Consider the following 15,481-nt stretch of genomic DNA (forward strand, 5'->3'; position numbering starts at 1 on the left):
ATCGGCCCGATGCGAAATCGAATAGGAGCCTAGGTCATGCCGACTGACGAAAATCCAGATCCTCCTCATCCGGACCGCCCATGGAGAGATCGAGGGCAAAGCCCTTGGCTCTCGCCTGCTGGGCAGCAACCGTCTGAGACGACATCGGTGTGCGGGGTTTTGCCGGTGCAGCCGTCCGGGCTGGCGCTGCGCGAGCAGCAACAGTCCGGGTCTGTGGTGCAGGCTTCTTCTGATGCGCACCATCGACCTTGAAGAAGGCGATGGAGGTTTGCAGTTCCTCGGCCTGAGCAGCCAGTTCTTCAGAGGTTGCCGACATTTCTTCCGAGGCACCCGCATTCTGCTGCGTCACCTTGTCGAGCTGCTGGATCGCTTCGTTGATCTGGCTGGCCCCGATATCCTGCTCACGGCAAGCCGCCGAAATCTCGGAAATCAGTTCCGCCGTCTTTCTGATGTCAGGAACAAGCCGCGTCAGCATTTCACCGGCTTCCGTTGCCACCTGTACCGTCTGGCCCGATAGCGTGCTGATTTCAGCCGCTGCTGCCTGGCTGCGTTCGGCAAGCTTGCGCACTTCAGAGGCAACTACTGCAAAGCCCTTGCCATGCTCACCCGCACGGGCGGCTTCAACCGCCGCATTCAAGGCCAGAAGATCGGTCTGACGAGCGATTTCCTGGACGATCGAGATCTTCTCGGCAATCGTGCGCATCGCACCAACCGCACGGTTGACCGCTTCGCCAGAGGTTTCTGCATCCTTGGAGGACTGGCGGGCGATCTTTTCAGTCTGGGCCGCATTGTCAGCATTCTGCTTGATATTGGCCGCCATCTCTTCCATCGAGGCAGAAGCTTCTTCGGCAGATGACGCCTGTTCCGTTGCGCCCTGGCTGACCTGCTCGGAGGCAGACGATAGCTGCTGGCTACCCGAAGACACATTGTCGGATGCTGACAGCGCATCGCCAACCACGCCGCGAAGACGCTCGATCATCGTGTTGACATATTGCAGCATGTCACCGATTTCATCGCGCGAGCGGATTTGGGCAAACTCCGTCAGGTCGCCATCGGCAACCTTGCGCACAGCCACAACCGCACGATTGATACCGCCGGTGACGCTGATGACAATCCAGACCGCTGCCATAACGGCAATAACGGAGGCGGCAATCGACAGGGACAAAAGCATCAACCGGGTGCTGGCATATTCGGCATCGCCGGCAGCGTCAGCATCGCGCAGGCGGGACTGTTCCAGGCTGACGACTTGCGACAGGAGATCGTCGATTTCATTGACAGCCTTGCGGTTTTCACCCGTCGAGACTTTCAGTGCGCCCGCAGTATCGCCAGCGATTGTCAAAGCCTTGATCTGGTCGTCGGTCTTTCGGAAGTCGGCTTCCACGACGGCAAGCTTGTTCCAGAATACCTTGCCTTCTTCCGTCGCCTTGGCCATGACGGCTGCAAAAGCCTGGTCGAATTCGGCACGCGACGCATTGGCCTTGACGATACTGGATTTTATTTCGTCCTCGGATTGCGCCAGCTGAACATTCTTTTGCTGACGCAATTGCTGAAGTTGCTCCATCTGGAGCTGTTGAGCCAAGCGCAACCGTTCCACAGGACCTTCAAGCGTATTGCCCATGGCATCGTTCATCGAGCCCAGACTTTGAATTCCGAGAACCGAACTGGCAATCAGCAACGTGACGACGATGCCGAAAGCCAACCCCAGCTTCATTTTTATTGTAAACCGCATAACAGACCTCAATTTGTTGCCAGACCAGTCGCTGAAGCGGCGATCCGGTCACTGGTGCTGGAGAAAATTGCCTGGAGATTGGGGAGAATGATGAACTCTCCATCCCGTTTGACCAGGCATTCAATGAAGTCGGGACGCCAACGCATGCCGACGCTGGGGGGCGGTTCGCTGGCGGAGTGCGCCAATGTCGTGACTTCGAACACCCGGTCCGTGCGAATGCCGGTCAGGGTGGTTTCGCCATCGAGATCAAGCTCGATGACGATGATACGGCTGTCGATGGTCGGCTCCGTCGCTTCCATGCCGAAGGCCAGCCGGATATCGGCCAGCGGAATGACCTTGCCGCGGAAGTTGATGACGCTGGAGACGAAAGGCTTTGCGCCGGGCACTTTGGTTTCCGGCAGGAGATCGATAATCTCCTGCACGGTGATGGCCTCAATCGCAAACGTCTCACCGTTCAGATTGAACGTCAGCACGGCGACTTCGTCGCGGTCCGCCCAGAAATGCTGGAAATCATGTTTGCCGGGTACGATGCTCATCCTGCTACACGCAATTGCGCCTCCTGCTGTTGGCCTGCGTTGACCAGATGCGTCACATCCAGGATCAGCGCGACACTGCCGTCACCCAGAATGGTCGCACCCGAGAAAGTCACGACGTCGTGGTGAAGCTTGGACATGGATTTGATGACGGTCTGGTGATCGCCAATGATCTGGTCGACCACCAGGCCGACGCGCTCATCGCCGGTCGAAATCACCACGACCTTCTGGAACGGATCAGGCTGCGTTCCCGTGCGGAACAGATCCCTGAGCCGTAGGAAAGGAACCAGACTGTCGCGCAGCGAAATGAAACTGCGGCCCCTGGAGCGCAGATCGTCCTCGATCGACAGTTCCAGGCATTCCTCAACCGCCGACAGCGGAATGACGTAGCACCCGGTACCGACGCGCACCAAAAGACCGTCAATGATCGCCAGCGTCAGCGGAATGCGCAGGGAGACTTCCGAGCCCTTGCCGTTTTCACTGCGGATGTCGATCACCCCGCGCAGGGCCTCGACGGTTTTCTTCACCACATCCATGCCGACGCCACGTCCGGAAAGATTGGTGATCGTCTGGGCGGTGGAAAAGCCCGGCTGGAAGATCAGCTGCAACAATTCCTGGTCCATCAGCTGCTGGCCCGGCTGGATCAGCCCCGAGGATTCCGCCTTGGCCCGGACCCGGTCACGGTTGATGCCACGGCCATCGTCCTTGATGGTGATGATCACTTCGCCGCCGGATTGATGGGCCGACAGCACCACCTTGCCCGCCTTGTTCTTACCAGCCGCCAATCGTTCTTCCGGCGGCTCGAGCCCGTGGTCGATGGAATTGCGCACCAGATGCACCAGTGGATCGGCCAGCCGCTCGATAACGGTCTTGTCCACTTCCGTGGTTTCGCCTTCCGTCTCCAGTTCGATGACCTTGCCGGTCTCGCGAGCAAGATCGTGGACAAGGCGACGGAAGCGGGTGAACAGGCTGCCAACCGGCACCATGCGCAGCACCATCATCGTATCGCGCAACTCCCCGGAGAGCCGCTCAACGTCTTCCGAAACGGATCGCAGCATGATGTCGGCGCTGGTATTGGCCAGCTGCGACAGGCGGGACTGAGCAATCACCAGCTCACCGACCCTGTCCATCAATTCGTCAAGCCGCTCAGCCGGAACGCGGACATTTTCGGCGGCACGGCCATGCTTGGCGTCATTGGAACCAGTCTGAGCAGCGGCAGGTGGAGCGGCCTGAGCCTGGCTTGGCGGCTGCTTGTTGTCAGATGCCACCGGCACGGCAACGGCCTGTTCGACTGGATCATCGGCGGCAATGGTCTCGGAAGAGACAGCGGTCGCATCCTCAGTCAGTTCGAGATCCATGTCATCCATGACGAAGATGAAGACATCCTCGATATCCGACTTCGGCTTTTCGGTAACAAGCTCCACGCTCCAGCCGATATAAAGATCGGCAGGTGAAATCTCTTCAAGACCCGGGATAGCGCTCAAATCCGCTTTAACGGTGCATTTTCCAAGGTCGCGAAGCTCATTCAGAAGGCCGAGTGGATTGGTGCCATTGACCATGGAATTGGCTGGCAGGCGGAATTTCATCCGCCATGTCGTCGTTGCCGACCGGGCTGCCGGCTGCGGCTTGGCGGCTCCGCCATTGCCGGGCTTTGCAGCCGGCACCGCATGCGCATTGCCACCATGGTCGCCGACCGCGTCCTGCAACTTGGCCAGCAGCCGCTCTCCAGCGGCTTCATGATCGCCATTGGGTGTGGCAACCAAAGCCTTCATATGGTCCTGGGCGTCGAGAACGGCTGCAACAAGCTCGGCGGTTGCCGGTACTTCACCCTTGCGGACGCGGTCGAAAGCGGTTTCGCAATGGTGGGTGAAAGCGGCCAGAGCCTCGAAGCCAAACATGGCTCCGGATCCCTTCAGGGTATGAAGACCGCGGAACACCGAATCGATCTGATCTTGATTGGACAGGTCATGCAAGAGGTCGAGCAGGCCATTTTCGATCTGCTCGAACAGCTCTGCTGCTTCTGTCCTGAAAACCTGAATGGGATCCAGATTGGTCATTTGCCGAGAACCTTTCTAGCAATTTTCACCAGCTGTTCGGCATCGAACGGCTTGGTGATCCAGCCGGTCGCACCAGCGGCCTTGGCCCTGTTTTTCATGTCGGCGTCGGATTCGGTTGTCAGGAAGATGATCGGAATACCCGTATGGGCCGGAGACCGGCGCAGAGCCTCGATCATCGCCAAACCGTTCATGTTGGGCATGTTGAGGTCGGTAACGATCAGATCGAACTGCGATGACTTGGCCTTGTTCAGACCATCCAATCCATCGACGGCTTCGGTCACCTTGTAGCCGGCATTGGTCAAGGCGATCTTCGTTGTCATGCGGATGCTGGCGGAATCGTCAACGGTGAGAATATGGGCACTCATGGCATTACCTTTCATGTAACCAGAAAAATCGAGCCGACGGATCCATGTCGGTCAAGAAGCCGCTACGCTCCAGCGTGGACAGAACACCACCAGCCGCAGCGCTTTGCAGCGTGAGGTCCTGGCCATTCGTTTGCGCAGACATGCGTGCCGCTTCAATCAATTGAATAAAACTCAGGTCAACCTCCGCGTCTGCGGGGATATCGATAACGACGGCCTGACCAGTCGAAAGGCCTGTCAGGAGCTGATCCCGGGTGGTCTGCACAGTGCGAATGGTCAGCGCCTGTGGCAAGGCAATGGTCTCATGCGGCAATGTTTGCGTTATCATCGTCATTCCCGTCCTGCTGGCTGGGGTGTTGATCGGTATTTCGTCTGCCTCTGGAGGCAAAGGGCGTTTTCAGGATGGGCGGCATCTAGCGACGGCGCCCCTTTCATATGGATCCTCATATCTGTCTCACGCGCTCCCATGACTGAGGCAATTTTTGACCATTGCCGCTCAAACGCTTCGACGCAGTCCGGATCGAAATGACGACCCTTTTCGCACCTGATGTGATCCAGCGCGTCTTGCAGCGACCAGGCTGGCTTGTAGGCACGGGGCGAACACAAAGCGTCGAACACATCCGCGAGCGCGACAATGCGCGCTTCCAGCGGAATGTCCCGTCCAGACAATCCCTTGGGATAGCCGGTTCCATCCCATTTCTCATGATGCCCGCCAGCAATCCGCTCGGCGACCCGCAACAGATCGGAGGTCCCGTTCTCCAGGATCTTCACGCCGATATCGACATGCCTGCGCATCATGTCCCGTTCGCTGTCGGTCAACCGACCGGGCTTGGACAGGACACCATCGGGAATGCCGATCTTGCCGACATCGTGCAGCGGAGCCGCCAGATAGATCTTGCGCTGCCGGTCCTCATCGAGCCCAAGATCCTGCGCCAGCAGCCTGGAGATCTGCGCCACACGCGAGACATGATCACCAGTTTCCCCGTCGCGATATTCCATGGCTCGGGCCAGACGCCAGATCAGTTCCTCTTCGCTGGCAACAAGTGCCGCGGATTTCGCCGTCACGGCAGCAGCAAGGCCATCAGCCCGCAACGACAGTTCCACCTGGGCACGCCGCAGGCTCAAAAGGTTCCGCGCACGGGCCTTCAACTCGACCGGATCGGCGGATTTCCGCAGAAAATCCGTCGCCCCAGCTTCCAGCGCATTCAAGCAGACTGCCGTTTCAGTTTCCGAAGTGATCATCAAAATTGGCACCAGCTCATAGGTCGGCATGGCACGCAAAGCGGTAATCACCTCGAGACCGGAGCGCTTCGGCATATTGTAATCCACCAGCACCAGGTCGAATTGCCGGGTCTCACAAACGCGAATGGCTTCCTCTGGATCGGCGAAAGTTTCCACCTCCAGACCTGTAATTTCAAGGAGTTCCAGACGCAGTGCCAGCAATGTGGATCGGCTGTCGTCTATCACAACGGCATGCAAGGGAAGCTCCATTCCGCCATGACGGCTTGGGCAGGCACGGTGACATGCGCATGTTCCCATGCGATGCGACAAGCCATCTCAAGCACTGTTAATATCTGTGAATTTTTTGGGACCATTCCGCATCATGCGGGGAGCGAATTCCGGAACATTGTGGCAGAGCCCTAAATATTTCCAGATTTCTGAATCGAATTCTCACGTTAGTAAGTTAAGATAGAGCTAACACTGTTAGGCCACAACTATATTTAATTGATAGCTCTAATAAGCCATAGGATTTTGGGGTTTATTAACGCGTTGTTTTCGTTGATTCATCCCATATTTTTTTGACAAAAAACAACCAATGGGCGTAAAAAACTTCCTGACGTCGACGGATCACATGCCCCGAAAACAGACAGGATCAGACCCGCCAATTGTGGCATACCATACTTTGCCTCAACCACCTGCATCATCGGTGAGCCAGCGAATCACGCCAACAGCCGCCGCCCGGCCGGTGGCAAAGCAAACGGTCAACAGATAGCCGCCGGTTGGCGCTTCCCAATCCAGCATTTCTCCGGCCAGGAACAGGCCAGGCCGATCCACCAGCATGTAATTGCTGTCGATCCCACTCCAGTTGACACCACCTGCCGAGGAAATCGCTTCCGCCAGCGGTCTTGGCCGCAGCAGCGGCACCGGCAAAGCCTTGATGAGACCCGCAAGCGATGTGGCATCCCGGGTGGCGATATCGGGTGCGACCTCCCGCAACAGCGCTGCCTTGACGCCATCCAGAGAGGCTGCCTTACGAAGCCTTGTCGAGAGACTGGCCTTTGCGGGTTGACGGGTGAGATCCTCCGCCAGTTTTTCAAGCCGCTTGCCGGGTGCAAGATCGAGCAGAAGCTCTGCCTTGCCATGATGGCGAAGATCATCGCGCAGGGCTGCCGCATGGGCATAGACCAGGCTACCCTCGATCCCATGCCGGGAAATGACGAATTCGCCCTGACTCTGACCCGACCTAGACGTGGCGACAACCGATTTGATCGGCTGGCCGGCAAACCTTTCACGGAACACATCGCTCCAGGCGACGTCGAAGCCGCAATTGGCAGGCTTGAAATCCGTGACTGCAACGCCGGTGCCGCGCAGCCACGGCACCCAGGCGGCGTCCGAGCCCAGACGCGGCCAACTCGCCCCGCCCAGCGCCAAAACCACCGCATCTGCCATAACAGTGACATCGCCATCCGGCGTTGCAAACCGATAGCCATTTTCCGAAAAGCCGGTCCAACGGTGGCGGGTGCGGATCATCACGCCCCGATCCTGCAATGCCTTGATCCAGGCCCGAAGCAGTGGCGAGGCCTTCATCGCCTTTGGAAAGACCCGGCCTGAGGAGCCGATGAAGGTCTCCGTTCCAAGGTCAGCCGCCCAAGCACGCACATCATCCGGCGTAAAATCATCGAGAGCTGCCTTTAAATGGCTTCCTGCCTTCCCGAAGCGGCTCGAAAACCGCGCATACTCTTCGGAATGGGTGATATTCAGGCCCGATTTCCCGGCCAAAAGAAATTTCCGGGCCAGTGTCGGCATAGCCTCATAGATCGTCACGGTCAGACCAGCCCGCGACAGACTATCCGCCGCCATCAGCCCCGCTGGCCCCCCACCGATGATCGCAACCGTCTTGCCTGTCATGCCCGTGCCTTGCGTTCGACTATCAGGCGTTTTTGGGCAAAGCACAGGTTAAAAGCAAGCGGAACCCTCAGCCGATGGCCATCAGGCTGGCATTGCCTCCGGCAGCAGCCGTATTGGTGGACACCGAAACCTCCTCCACCAGCCAGTTCAGGCAGTAGGCATCATCAACACCAATTTTCTTAGCCAGCTTATCACTGGAAGCCACCTGGGTCAGGACCAGTGGACCGGACAGGGCGGCAATGGCTCTTGCCTGCTCGATAATCTGCTCCCCCTCGCCTTCCAGCAATGCGCCTGCGAAAGGACCGGCCTCAGCCCAGCCTGACGCTTGGACGAAATGGACACGGGCAAGCACGCCATCTGGCAAGCCCGCCAGCGTTTCCTGGAGACCGGCGCTTGTGTCGATGACCATGCTGTTGCCCGTCGCCAGCGCGCTGGCCACTTGCCGGTAAAGCCCCTGCCTGGTGCAGGGCAGCAGCAGAATGTTGCCGCGCGGATGCAGGGCATACAGATTGCGCTCGCCGACTGGCCCAGGCAGATCCTGAACCAAACCGACCGCCGAAAGGCTGCCGAGGTTGCGCGCTGCCTCAGCCGCTGCCGTTTCACCCTGCTCGTCAAGCCATTTAGCAAAATCCAGCAGGCCCGGATCGACATGAACCGAACTATGCTGCGGCGGCACCGGCGGCTTTTCAACCAAGCGGCCCAGATAGAGCGGCCCGCCAGCCTTCGGCCCGGTGCCGGACAGGCCACGGCCACCGAACGGCTGCACGCCGACCACCGCACCAATCACATTGCGGTTGATGTAGAGATTGCCCGCCTTCACCCTCGATGTCACATGGGCGATGGTCTCATCCAGCCGTGTATGCAGGCCGAAGGTCAGGCCATAGCCGGTGGCATTGATCTGGTCGATCAGGCGATCGAGATCGTTGCGCCGGTAGCGCAGCACATGCAGGACCGGGCCAAATACTTCCCGCTTAAGATCAGACAATGCACCGATCTCGATGATGGTCGGTGCAACGAAGGTGCCGTGCTCAGTGCCATCACCCGCACCGATCTGCTCCACCGCCTTGCCCTTGGCGCGCATGGCAGCAATATGTGCCTCGATCACGCCCTTGGCCTCGGCGGTAATCACCGGGCCGATATCGGTAGACAGCCGGTCGGTGCGGCCCAAGGTCAGTTCATGCAGCGCGCCTTTCAGCATGGCAAGAATGCGATCCGCCACCTCGTCCTGAAGGCACAGAACCCTGAGCGCTGAACAACGCTGACCGGCGCTGTCGAAGGCCGAGGCAATCACATCCGCCACCACCTGTTCGGCAAGCGCCGAGGAATCAACGATCATCGCATTCTGGCCACCGGTCTCGGCAATCAGCGGGATCGGCCTGCCATTGGCCAGCAGACGCGCGGCAAGCTCCCTCTGGATCAGCTTGGCAACCTCGGTCGAGCCGGTAAACATCACGCCCGCCACCTGCGGCGAGGCGACCAATGCCGCCCCGATCCGCCCGTCACCGGGCAGAAGTTGGAGGGCGGCACCGGGGACGCCCGCCTGATGCAGGAGGCGCACGGCCTCAGCGGCGATCAGCGGTGTTTCCTCGGCGGGCTTGGCCAGAACCGGATTGCCTGCCACCAGTGCTGCCGCCACCTGTCCAGTGAAAATCGCCAGCGGAAAATTCCAGGGGCTGATGCAGACGATCGGCCCCAATGGCGCATGTACCGGCCCTAAGGTGCGACGCGCCTGCTCGGCGTAATAGCGCAGAAAGTCGATGGCCTCGCGCACTTCGGCAATGGCATTGGCCGCCGATTTGCCCGCCTCGCGCATGATCAGCCCCAGTAGAACCGGCAACCGCGCCTGCATCAGGTCGGCAGCCTCGTCCAGCATCCGGGCCCGCTCCAAAGGTGCCGTCTTCGCCCAGGTCAGCGCATGAAGCGCGGCATCGGCCACGGCCTGGCGCGACTCTTCCTCGGTTGCTTCCCTGATACTGCCAACCACATCACGGTGGTCGCCGGGATTGAGGACAGGACGGACAGGCCCGGCACTTGTCCCCCCAATCAAAGCGGGCGCTGCATCCCAAGACCCGCTGTTGGTCTGGCGCAAGGTCTCGCCAAGCGCCTGCAACACCGCTTCATTGGTAAGATCAAGGCCCGCGGAATTTTTGCGGCCTTCGAAAAGATCGGCGGGCAAAGCAATCTTGTCATGCTTTGCACCCGGCTGCGCCATGGCGAGCACGGTTTCAGTCGGATCGGCAATCAACGCATCCACTGAGACAGCCGGATCGGCGATCCGGTTGACAAAGGAAGAATTGGCGCCGTTTTCCAACAGGCGCCGCACCAGATAGGCCAGCAGCGTCTCATGCGTACCCACAGGCGCGTAGATCCGGCAGGGACGATCCAGCTTCGCCTTGCCCACCACTTCGTCATAGAGCGGTTCGCCCATGCCATGCAGGCACTGAAACTCGTAGGAGCCGGTTTTGAAATCCGGTCCGGCCAGATGATAGATCGCCGCCAGCGTCTGGGCATTGTGGGTGGCAAATTGCGGAAAGATCACATCCCGCGCCGCCAGCAGCTTTTTGGCGCAGGCGATATAGGAGACGTCGGTGTGAACCTTGCGGGTATAGACCGGAAAATCCTCCAGCCCATCGACCTGCGCCCGCTTGATCTCGGCATCCCAATAGGCCCCCTTGACCAGCCGCACCATGATCCGGCGCTCTGCGCGGTGAGCAAGATCGATGATGAAATCCAGCACGAAGGGGCAGCGCTTGCCATAGGCCTGCACCACGAAGCCCATGCCGTTCCAGCCCGACAAGGCTGGATCGAGGCACAGGTCTTCCAGCAGATCCAGCGACAGTTCCAGCCGGTCGGCCTCTTCGGCATCGATATTGAGGCCAATATCATACTGCTTGGCCAGCAGCGCCAGCGCCTTGACCTGCGGCAGCAATTCACCCATCACCCGCTCAGCCTTGGTGCGGCTGTAGCGCGGATGCAGGGCCGACAGCTTGATGGAAATGCCGGGACCGTCATAAATGCCGCGTCCCGCCGAAACCTTGCCGATGGCATGAATGGCCTGCTGGTAATCCCGAAAATACCGCGCCGCATCGCCAGCCGTGGTCGCCGCCTCGCCCAGCATATCGTAGGAATAGCGAAAGCCCCTGGCTTCCAGCGGGCGGGCGCGTTTCAATGCCTCCTCGATGGTTTCGCCGGTGACGAATTGCTCCCCCATCATCCGCATGGCCATATCGACGCCTCGGCGAATGACCGGCTCGCCGCAACGGGCTATCAACCGGGTCAATGCCGCAGACAGACCACGATCATTGACGGTCGAGGTCAGCTTGCCAGTCACCACCAGTCCCCAGGTGGCGGCATTGACGAACAGCGACCGGCCACCGCCGAGATGGGCTTTCCAATCCCCCTCGGCTATCTTGTCGCGGATCAGCGCATCGCGGGTGGCGTGGTCGGGAATGCGCAGCAGCGCTTCGGCCAGGCACATCAGCGCCACGCCTTCCTGGCTGGACAGCGAATATTCATGCACCAGCCCTTCAACGCCGCTGCCGCTGTGCTTGGCGCGCAGGGCTTCGATCAATGTGCGGGCGGTGCCCTCAACGGCGCTGCGCATCGCATCCGGCAAGCGGGCCGCCTCCAGCAGCGGTGAGAGGCATTCCGGCTCCGGGCGGCGATAAGCCCCCGTAATCGCCTGGCGCAAAGGGCTTGGCTGACGCAGCGGCGGCGCGAAAGCGGCAAAGATTGGATCTGGAGAGGATGAAACGGCCTGCGATGCGACGGAAACGGTCTGGTTCATCACTGTTATCCTGGCTCGACGGAGATTTGGGCGATGACCGGATCATACCATGGGGCCAGTAAAATCAGCGAACTTGAATTCATGGACAATCTAGGTAAATTCTCTAAAAAATTGCAGGTTTTCAGGAGATATGATGGCCAAAATGGAATCGGACAGTGGGATCGACCAATTCGACATGAAAATTGTCGAGGCCCTCTCGCAGGATGGCCGGATGTCGATTACCGACTTGTCGGAGCGTGTCGGACTATCGAAAACACCCTGCCAGGTGCGCCTGAAACGGCTGATGGATGAGGGCTATATTCTCGGCTTCCGCGCCGTGCTGGATGCCCGCAAATTCGGCCTCGACCACATCGCCTTCGCCGAGGTGAAACTGTCCGACACCCGCGAAACGGCATTGACGGAATTCAACACAGCGGTCCGCAAAATCCGGGAAGTTGAGGAATGTCATATGATCGCCGGCGCCTTCGACTATCTGTTGAAGGTGCGCACCGGCGATATCCGTCGCTATCGGCAGGTTCTAGGCGAGAAGATCTCCAGCCTGCCGCATGTGGCGAGCACATCGACCTTCGTCGTCATGCAGGCGGTCAAGGAATATGGGCGGTAACGGTTTTGTCTTGCCGACCCTGCCCGTCAGTGCACGGTGCCGGGCTGCTGATGGCTGTCGTCGAGAATGCGATAGACTTCGTAAAGCGCCTTGACGAGGACATCGGTGAGCGAGTCGATTTCCTGGCTCAGAACCAGAGCCGCCAGATTGGAGGTTTCGATGGTCGCTTCCGGTTCGAAATCGTCAGACATAGGCCTATCCTGTTTCCCCGGGATCATCCCGGCTTTCCGTTGGCGGCGACCAACGTCCTCATGACGCGAAAAGACGCCGCAACACTGTCATTTTCCAAGGAGTTCGATCAGGCCGGCCAAGGCAGGCAGTCAAACTGCCGGATCAAAGCCCAAAACCCGAGCCGGATCTCCAAGCTCTCCCTGATAACCCTAGAAGCCTTCGCTTGCGTGGAACTGGATCGTCTCCTTTTCTCTGATGAGCCGCTATCGCGGCAACGATCGGTCTTTTCTTGCGACTCAAATCACGTCACAAAAGGCGATGTTTACCCTTCCCGGCCTACACAGCTATGAACAGGAGATCAAGAAGAGCCGGTTTCGCGCCACCGCTTTTCCGATCTCTCATGAAAATGACATCCGCCCCCTTCTGGAGGGCCAATCCGATGCTAGCGCCAACCACAATTGCTGGGCGTGGCGGCTGGGGCAGACCTATCGCTTCAACGACGATGGTGAGCCTTCCGGCACTGCGGGAAAACCGATCCTGCAAGCCATTGATGGCCAGACGCTGGATGGCGTGCTGGTCATCGTTACCCGCTGGTTCGGTGGCATTCTTCTGGGAAGCGGTGGCCTGATCCGGGCCTATGGCGGCACGGCGGCGCAATGCCTACGACAAGCCGAGAAGGTGGAAATCATCCTGCGGGCGACAAGGAGCATCCGCGTCGGCTTTTCCGATCTGGCATTGGTCAAGGCGCGGCTGACCACGGTCGCAGATCTGCTTATCGTCCAGGAAATCTTTACCGATACCGGTGCTGAACTGACCCTCGCCATCCCGGAGGAACGGCTAGAAGCAACCCTCGGCATGATCGTTGACATCAGCGCCGGACGAGTTCAGGTGCTCAAGGACGAGATTGGCGCGCAGTGACTGCAAGCCGTCAACGGCGGCTGTACCACCAATATAAAACCGGCCGCACCAGCGAGCCGAAGCGGGCGAGCAACAGCAGCGTCATCCCGAAAAAAATCTCGCGACGGCCTTTTTGCAGCTGACGAATGATGCGTGCCGCCACAGCATCTGCATTCCAGGGCTTAACGGTCCCCATAACGCGCTGTGCCTGGGGCGAGCGCATGGGCAATTCTGCAGCCAGTTGCGGCGTATCGGTATCGGGTGGAAAACAGATCGCCACCGTCAGCTTGGTGCCAACCGCTTCCATGCGCAGCGAATCGGCCAGCCCCACCAGCGCCGCCTTGGAGGCGCAATAGGGACCATAGCCATGCAGACCAATGAATGCGGCCCCGGAGGAAACCAACAGCATGGTGCCGCCCCGTACGCTCATCCCCGCCCATAGGGCCTTAACGGCATGGATCGTTCCCATCACATTGATGTCGAGTTGCTGGCGCGCATCGGCCACGTCCATGGCCTCCATGCTGGCCGGATGCACGATGCCGGCACAGGTGATCAGCAGATCGCAGGGTCCGAAACTGTCTTCAGCCGCCAGCAAGGCCGCTGACAGGGCGTGATAATCCGTCACATCCGCTGCATGAAGTCCAATATGTGAAAAACAGGATTGTGGCAGGCTGTCACGTGCCGTCTCAAGTCGCACCAGCGAGCGAGCAACAAGACTGACCTTTGACCCCGCCAACAGATAGGCTTTCGCCAAGGCCAGCCCGATCCCGCTCGATCCGCCGGTAATGATCACATGACGCGGCGGGTTGCGGCTGTTCATGCTCTTGTCCTTCAGCGCTGCGCCAATTGCAGCATGACCTTCTGGACATCCATCGAGCCCATGCCGAAATTCTCGGCCTTCAGCCGATCCAGAATGTCAGCCACTTTATCGACGCTGCGGGTAATCTGTTCCGGCGTATGGGCACTGGTGATGAAGAACCGCAGGCGCGCCAGCCCTTCCGGCACTGCGGGATAGATGATCGGCAGCGCATTGATGCCTGCCTCGAACAATTCATTGGAAAGCTGCACAGCGCGCACCGAATCCGCAACGATCACGGGCACCACCGAAAAACCTTCGCTAAGACCGGTATCAAGCCCCCGCAGCTTTGCTTGCTCCAGGAAAAGCTGGCTGTTGCGACGCAAAGCCTCTACCCGGTCCGGCTCCTCGTCCAGCACCGACAGGCTGGCGATGGCTGCCGCCGCCAGCGCAGGCGCCAGACCGACACTATAAACGAAACCACCGGCCTGCGCCTTCAACAGCGTGATCAGCGCCTCGCTGCCGGCAACATAGCCGCCGCAGCTACAGGTGGTTTTCGACAGCGTCCCCATCCAGATATCGACATCGGCGGGATCGAGATTGAAATGTTCGAAAATGCCGTGGCCACGCTGTCCAAGTACGCCCAACGAATGGGCCTCGTCCATCATCAGCCAGAAATTATACTGTTTTTTCAAGGCAAGAAGGCCCGGCAGATCGGCCACATCCCCATCCATGGAGAAAATGCCCTCTGATATCACCAGGATCCGTTCATGCAGGGGCGCAAGGCTGGCCAGGATACGGTCCAGATCCGCCATGTCATTATGCTTGAAGAAGCGGCGATTGGCGCCCGACAGCTTGATGCCCGTCAGGGCGCTGTTGTGAATGAACTCGTCATGGATCACCAGGTCTTTCGGCCCCATCAGGCTGCCGATGGTGGTGACATTGGTGAGATAGCCGCTGACGAAACAGATGGCGTCCTCGGTCTGGTAATTTTTGGCAAAGGCCTTTTCCAGCTCAGCATGAATGGTGCGCTCACCGGCAACAAGCCGGCTGGCGGAGGCCGAGATACCAAACTGGTCGATGGCTGCCATGGCAGCGTCGCGAATGCGCGGATCGCTGTTCAAACCGAGATAGTCATAGGAGGCAAAATTGTCATAGGCGCGCCCGTCGATATCAGCCGTTGCCCCGGAGGCGCTCTCATGCGCCCGGTAAAACGGATTGGGCATATTCAGCTGCTCGCTGACAAGCTTCTGCATCACCACCTGCTTATATTCAGGCAGTTCGGCAAAACCAGGCTGGCTGCGCGACACGCTCTGCTGGCTGCGGCTGGCCCGGCTCCGGTCCACATCCTTTTGTACGCCACGCATACGGGCCAGCAGATCCTGACGCTTGTTCTCATTCATCCGCAGAAAACCC

General features: G+C 59.3%; 13 protein-coding genes. 2 read left to right on the forward strand and 11 right to left on the reverse strand.

Annotation, left to right across the window (positions count from 1 at the left end):
* Window positions 1-34: 34 nt before the first annotated feature.
* From AVCG78_RS15365 to putA, 8 genes are all read right to left on the reverse strand, one after another.
* Complete coding sequence (locus AVCG78_RS15365; RefSeq protein WP_071205341.1) at window positions 35-1,729, reverse strand: methyl-accepting chemotaxis protein; 1,695 nt, start codon at window positions 1,727-1,729, stop codon at window positions 35-37.
* Between the two features lie 8 nt (window positions 1,730-1,737).
* Entirely contained in the window at window positions 1,738-2,265 is a 528-nt protein-coding gene (locus AVCG78_RS15370; RefSeq protein WP_071205340.1) for a chemotaxis protein CheW, read from the reverse strand.
* Window positions 2,262-4,319, reverse strand: coding sequence for a chemotaxis protein CheA (locus tag AVCG78_RS15375; RefSeq protein ID WP_071203137.1), 2,058 nt, complete (start codon window positions 4,317-4,319; stop codon window positions 2,262-2,264). Before AVCG78_RS15375 ends, AVCG78_RS15370 begins: the two co-directional genes overlap by 4 nt.
* Window positions 4,316-4,684 carry a response regulator gene (locus AVCG78_RS15380; RefSeq protein WP_015917544.1) on the reverse strand — a complete coding sequence of 123 codons (369 nt, stop codon included), beginning with the start codon at window positions 4,682-4,684 and terminating at the stop codon, window positions 4,316-4,318. The genes AVCG78_RS15375 and AVCG78_RS15380 overlap by 4 nt, the downstream gene beginning before the upstream one ends.
* Before the next feature lie 4 nt (window positions 4,685-4,688).
* Window positions 4,689-5,015 carry an STAS domain-containing protein gene (locus AVCG78_RS15385; RefSeq protein ID WP_081355245.1) on the reverse strand — a complete coding sequence of 109 codons (327 nt, stop codon included), beginning with the start codon at window positions 5,013-5,015 and terminating at the stop codon, window positions 4,689-4,691.
* Complete coding sequence (locus tag AVCG78_RS15390; RefSeq protein ID WP_071205376.1) at window positions 5,012-6,160, reverse strand: HD domain-containing phosphohydrolase; 1,149 nt, start codon at window positions 6,158-6,160, stop codon at window positions 5,012-5,014. Before AVCG78_RS15390 ends, AVCG78_RS15385 begins: the two co-directional genes overlap by 4 nt.
* A 429-nt stretch (window positions 6,161-6,589) precedes the next feature.
* Window positions 6,590-7,810, reverse strand: a complete 1,221-nt coding sequence (locus tag AVCG78_RS15395) for a TIGR03862 family flavoprotein (protein WP_071203139.1) — start codon at window positions 7,808-7,810, stop codon at window positions 6,590-6,592.
* A 67-nt stretch (window positions 7,811-7,877) separates the two neighbouring features.
* Window positions 7,878-11,597, reverse strand: a complete 3,720-nt coding sequence (gene putA / locus AVCG78_RS15400; RefSeq protein WP_081355247.1) for a trifunctional transcriptional regulator/proline dehydrogenase/L-glutamate gamma-semialdehyde dehydrogenase — start codon at window positions 11,595-11,597, stop codon at window positions 7,878-7,880.
* A 142-nt stretch (window positions 11,598-11,739) separates the two neighbouring features.
* On the opposite strand from putA, the gene AVCG78_RS15405 reads away from it, so the two are divergent.
* Complete coding sequence (locus tag AVCG78_RS15405) at window positions 11,740-12,201, forward strand: Lrp/AsnC family transcriptional regulator (RefSeq protein ID WP_409065464.1); 462 nt, start codon at window positions 11,740-11,742, stop codon at window positions 12,199-12,201.
* Between the two features lie 26 nt (window positions 12,202-12,227).
* Here AVCG78_RS15405 and AVCG78_RS15410 read toward each other — a convergent pair whose 3' ends face one another.
* Complete coding sequence (locus AVCG78_RS15410; protein ID WP_087729479.1) at window positions 12,228-12,392, reverse strand: hypothetical protein; 165 nt, start codon at window positions 12,390-12,392, stop codon at window positions 12,228-12,230.
* A gap of 298 nt (window positions 12,393-12,690) precedes the next feature.
* Here AVCG78_RS15410 and AVCG78_RS15415 point away from each other — a divergent pair, with 298 nt between their 5' ends.
* Window positions 12,691-13,290 (forward strand): IMPACT family protein, encoded by a 600-nt coding sequence (locus tag AVCG78_RS15415; RefSeq protein ID WP_071205373.1) that lies wholly within the window; start codon window positions 12,691-12,693, stop codon window positions 13,288-13,290.
* A gap of 10 nt (window positions 13,291-13,300) precedes the next feature.
* Here the strand turns inward: AVCG78_RS15415 and AVCG78_RS15420 are convergent, their stop codons facing one another.
* Together AVCG78_RS15420 and AVCG78_RS15425 are read right to left on the reverse strand one after the other, a co-directional pair.
* On the reverse strand, window positions 13,301-14,089 hold the full coding sequence (locus tag AVCG78_RS15420) for an SDR family NAD(P)-dependent oxidoreductase (RefSeq protein WP_071203142.1): 789 nt from the start codon (window positions 14,087-14,089) through the stop codon (window positions 13,301-13,303).
* 11 nt (window positions 14,090-14,100) lie between these two features.
* Window positions 14,101-15,468: an aminotransferase class I/II-fold pyridoxal phosphate-dependent enzyme gene (locus AVCG78_RS15425; RefSeq protein WP_071203144.1), complete on the reverse strand. Its 1,368-nt coding sequence runs from the start codon at window positions 15,466-15,468 to the stop codon at window positions 14,101-14,103.
* Window positions 15,469-15,481: the final 13 nt, after the last annotated feature.

This window comes from Gillisella vitis, from assembly GCF_021559775.1.
Lineage (GTDB): Bacteria > Pseudomonadota > Alphaproteobacteria > Rhizobiales > Rhizobiaceae > Allorhizobium > Allorhizobium ampelinum.

What these genes read in the sequence shown, in the direction of transcription:
- AVCG78_RS15365 (WP_071205341.1), bottom strand. Translation starts at nt 1,729, where the DNA reads ATGCGGTTTACAATAAAAATGAAGCTGGGGTTGGCTTTCGGCATCGTC.
- AVCG78_RS15370 (WP_071205340.1), bottom strand. Translation starts at nt 2,265, where the DNA reads ATGAGCATCGTACCCGGCAAACATGATTTCCAGCATTTCTGGGCGGAC.
- AVCG78_RS15375 (WP_071203137.1), bottom strand. Translation starts at nt 4,319, where the DNA reads ATGACCAATCTGGATCCCATTCAGGTTTTCAGGACAGAAGCAGCAGAG.
- AVCG78_RS15380 (WP_015917544.1), bottom strand. Translation starts at nt 4,684, where the DNA reads ATGAGTGCCCATATTCTCACCGTTGACGATTCCGCCAGCATCCGCATG.
- AVCG78_RS15385 (WP_081355245.1), bottom strand. Translation starts at nt 5,015, where the DNA reads ATGACGATGATAACGCAAACATTGCCGCATGAGACCATTGCCTTGCCA.
- AVCG78_RS15395 (WP_071203139.1), bottom strand. Translation starts at nt 7,810, where the DNA reads ATGACAGGCAAGACGGTTGCGATCATCGGTGGGGGGCCAGCGGGGCTG.
- putA (WP_081355247.1), bottom strand. Translation starts at nt 11,597, where the DNA reads ATGAACCAGACCGTTTCCGTCGCATCGCAGGCCGTTTCATCCTCTCCA.
- AVCG78_RS15405 (WP_409065464.1), top strand. Translation starts at nt 11,740, where the DNA reads ATGGAATCGGACAGTGGGATCGACCAATTCGACATGAAAATTGTCGAG.
- AVCG78_RS15410 (WP_087729479.1), bottom strand. Translation starts at nt 12,392, where the DNA reads ATGTCTGACGATTTCGAACCGGAAGCGACCATCGAAACCTCCAATCTG.
- AVCG78_RS15415 (WP_071205373.1), top strand. Translation starts at nt 12,691, where the DNA reads ATGTTTACCCTTCCCGGCCTACACAGCTATGAACAGGAGATCAAGAAG.
- AVCG78_RS15420 (WP_071203142.1), bottom strand. Translation starts at nt 14,089, where the DNA reads ATGAACAGCCGCAACCCGCCGCGTCATGTGATCATTACCGGCGGATCG.
- AVCG78_RS15425 (WP_071203144.1), bottom strand. Translation starts at nt 15,468, where the DNA reads ATGAATGAGAACAAGCGTCAGGATCTGCTGGCCCGTATGCGTGGCGTA.